We start from the raw sequence: 2,825 nt of genomic DNA, 5'->3' as shown, positions 1-2,825 counted from the left end.
AATCACCACAGACCCCACACCGGGATCGGCGGCCAGACCCCCTCAGCCCGCGTTCACAACGTCACGGGGAAGTACAGCTAGCCGACCTGACATACGACTCGCTCGCCAGGGCGTGGCCCCGGGTTCCGATGAGTCACGTGCTCGAGCCGGTCCTTGGCGGTACCCCAGCGCGCGCGTGTGCCGGGTACTGGGATGACGGAGACCAACTCTGGATTTCCGCTCGCGACATCACATCGGCTCCGAGCCGAGTGATAGTCGACACCACAGAGAAGATCACGTCGGCGGCGGTGTCAGAGACGAAGGCAAGGCCGCTTCCAGTGGGATCTGTGATCCTGACGGCGCGCGGAACTGTCGGTGAGGTGGGCCGGCTAGCGCGGCCGGCATCTTTCAACCAGTCGTGCTATGGGTTCCGCCCCGATGCGCTCTCCCCTGGGCTGCTCTACTTCTCAGTACTGCGGGCAACGGAGCGAGCCAAGGCCGTCGCGCACGGCTCGGTGTTCGACACAATCACCATGGCAACGTTCGATCATCTGGACCTCGCATGGGAGCCAACGAGGGCAGCCGATGCGGAATCAAGGATTGCGCCGCTCCTTGATGCCATCAGTGCGGCCGTTGAAGAGAACCGTACCCTCGCCGCGACACGCGATGCGCTGTTGCCGCAGCTGATGTCCGGCAAGCTCCGCGTGCGTGACGCCGAAGCTGCGGCATCCGCCGTGCTCTGAATGTACGAAAGCCACCCGAACCGACTCCTCTCAGCGGACAGGAAACCATGTACACACTCGCATTTCTCACCCCGCTCGAGGTCGCGATCGAATACGACAAGGACTGGGACCTCTGGTGGTGGATCGGCGCCGGTGTCGTCGGGGTCGTCGCGATCACGATCGCACTGACGGTCATCCCGCTGTGGGGCTGGACCGACAGATTCGATTCCGAAGTCGGCGTGCTCATCGGGCGCATCGTTCTCGCGGTGTTGGCACTGGCGGCGGCGTACACGCTCGTCGTGCTGCCCGGGACGATGATGCGGCACGTTCAGGCGCACGAGAACGTGTGGTGGGTCGTGATCGGGTGGCTGGTCGGCGGGGTTGCGCTGATCACCATTTCCCGTGAGTACGGATGGCTACGGTGGCTTGCGCCCTCACTCGTCGGCGCTGGGCTGCTCATCGGCGCGGCGAACGATGCGCTACAGCGGTTTGCGTCGTGGATTCCGACGACCGCCGCTGCTGTCCTCGCAATCATCATCCTCGGCATCGGCCTTCTCTGGTTGAAGAGCCGGTAGATCGTGTCGCGACCGAAAAATGTACTGCCGTCGCCGACGCCGTGTGGCGCGCGCGTACACGAAGCTGTAGCCAACGCATCCACCGCCGACCAGTGACACTCCACCGCCGAACCGCGATGGCCACCGATAGAAAGTACCCACATGACCAGCACCACCGCTCCGCGCCGCAGAACGCCGGTATGGGCGAAGATCCTTCTCGTTCTGTTTGTCCTGCTTCTCGTGGGCGCAGCCGCTTTCGGCGGACTCTCCGTGGGTAAGGCGCTCGGGGCGACCGAGTCGCGCGACACCCAGGTCATTCGTTCGATCCGGGGGGAGGAGCAGGTCGTCCTGCTCACCGCTGGAATGACGGATGTCAAGCAAGAGCGCGGCGACGGCCTGAAGCTCGCGATCGGAGACATCCAGCTCTTCACACTTCCCGGAACGGAGCGCTCGATTCTCGTGCGCTACGAGTACGACGCCAAGTTCGGGATCGAGGGGAAAGACGTCGAGATCGTCCAGACAGGCGACAACTCGTACCGGATCACCATCCCCGAGTTCATCTATCTCGGCTACTCCGATCCCGACCTGAGCGTGGCTGATGAGGAGAACGGCATCCTCAGTTGGACGACGCCGGAGATCGATACGAGCGAGATCTTCGAAGAGCTGCTTTCGTCTCAAGTCGTGAGCGAGCACATCGACGGCTTCCGCTCGGTGCTCGAAGAGCAGGCAAAGACCTTCTACACCAAGATCGTGACGGCCATCGATCCCGATATCGTCCTCGAGTTCACGTTCGCAGAGTGAGGCGCAGGAGCACACCATGACTGACGAGATCGAACCGTCGAATATTGACGAGACTCCGTTCATCGAAGGAACCGCGAACGCCAAGTCGCGGTACGGCCGGTTCAACCTCGCCGTGATCGGCGGCACGGGAGTCGGCAAGTCCTCGCTCATCAACGCGGTCTTCGGGCGCGAACTGGCGAAGGTCGGCAAAGGGCTGCCCGTCACGCGTGGCGTGCAGTACTACAGCGACGATTCGCTCGGCATCTGGGACATCGAGGGGTTCGAGATCGGCTCGACTGTGCCGCCGGCCGAGCAGCTTCGCGGACACCTCGAAGAGATCGCCCGGCACCCCAAGAACCAGCAGATCTCGGTCGTCTGGTACTGCGTGAAGTCGAACGACGACCGGCTGACGCCCGCTGACGTCGCGATGATCGGCGAGCTGAGCCGTGCGGGGCTGCCCGTCATCCTCGTGCTCACAAAGGTCGACTGGTCGAAGAACCCCATCACCGGCCAGCGTGGCGTCTCGAAGAGCGTCGAAGAGTTTGTCGACTGGCTTGAGAACCCCGTCGACGAGAACGGCCAGCCGATCTCGATCGGCTACGAGCGTGTCATCCTCACGTCGACCAGCGACAAGCACGGAAAGGGCAAGGGGCACGGGCTCGGTGAACTCGTCGCGGAGACTCTGACCCTCTCGCCCGAAGACGAGAAGGATGTGGGCCGCCCCCTTCATTCGGTCCGGTCGCTGTGCGAGTCGTCGGTTTCCAGTTGATGGGTGCATTGCCGAGCGTAG

The 2,825-nt window shown here is 63.3% G+C and carries 4 protein-coding genes; all 4 read left to right on the top strand.

Annotated elements, in window-relative coordinates; translation table 11 throughout:
- The first annotated feature begins 128 nt into the window (after window positions 1–128).
- The 4 genes from ACPYN4_RS15400 to ACPYN4_RS15385 all read left to right on the top strand — a co-directional run bounded on the left by ACPYN4_RS15400 (window position 129) and on the right by ACPYN4_RS15385 (window position 2,804).
- Entirely contained in the window at window positions 129–722 is a 594-nt protein-coding gene (locus ACPYN4_RS15400; RefSeq protein WP_424446864.1) for a restriction endonuclease subunit S, read from the top strand.
- A gap of 47 nt (window positions 723–769) precedes the next feature.
- Window positions 770–1,276: a hypothetical protein gene (locus tag ACPYN4_RS15395; RefSeq protein WP_424446863.1), complete on the top strand. Its 507-nt coding sequence runs from the start codon at window positions 770–772 to the stop codon at window positions 1,274–1,276.
- 141 nt (window positions 1,277–1,417) lie between these two features.
- Entirely contained in the window at window positions 1,418–2,056 is a 639-nt protein-coding gene (locus ACPYN4_RS15390) for a hypothetical protein (protein WP_424446862.1), read from the top strand.
- Window positions 2,057–2,072: 16 nt separating this feature from the next.
- A complete protein-coding gene (locus tag ACPYN4_RS15385) occupies window positions 2,073–2,804 on the top strand; it encodes a GTPase family protein (protein ID WP_424446861.1) in 732 nt (243 codons plus the stop codon).
- Window positions 2,805–2,825: the final 21 nt, after the last annotated feature.

This window comes from Microbacterium sp. CH-015 (assembly GCF_049707015.1).
In the GTDB taxonomy this organism is placed as follows: Bacteria; Actinomycetota; Actinomycetes; order Actinomycetales; family Microbacteriaceae; genus Microbacterium; species Microbacterium aurum.
Note: the sequence above shows the minus strand (reverse complement) of the source record. Positions and strands in the feature narration are given on the sequence as shown.

Bases quoted from the DNA above. Each gene is read 5' to 3' on its own strand.
- ACPYN4_RS15400 (WP_424446864.1), top strand. From the start codon at position 129: ATGAGTCACGTGCTCGAGCCGGTCCTTGGCGGTACCCCAGCGCGCGCG.
- ACPYN4_RS15395 (WP_424446863.1), top strand. From the start codon at position 770: ATGTACACACTCGCATTTCTCACCCCGCTCGAGGTCGCGATCGAATAC.
- ACPYN4_RS15390 (WP_424446862.1), top strand. From the start codon at position 1,418: ATGACCAGCACCACCGCTCCGCGCCGCAGAACGCCGGTATGGGCGAAG.
- ACPYN4_RS15385 (WP_424446861.1), top strand. From the start codon at position 2,073: ATGACTGACGAGATCGAACCGTCGAATATTGACGAGACTCCGTTCATC.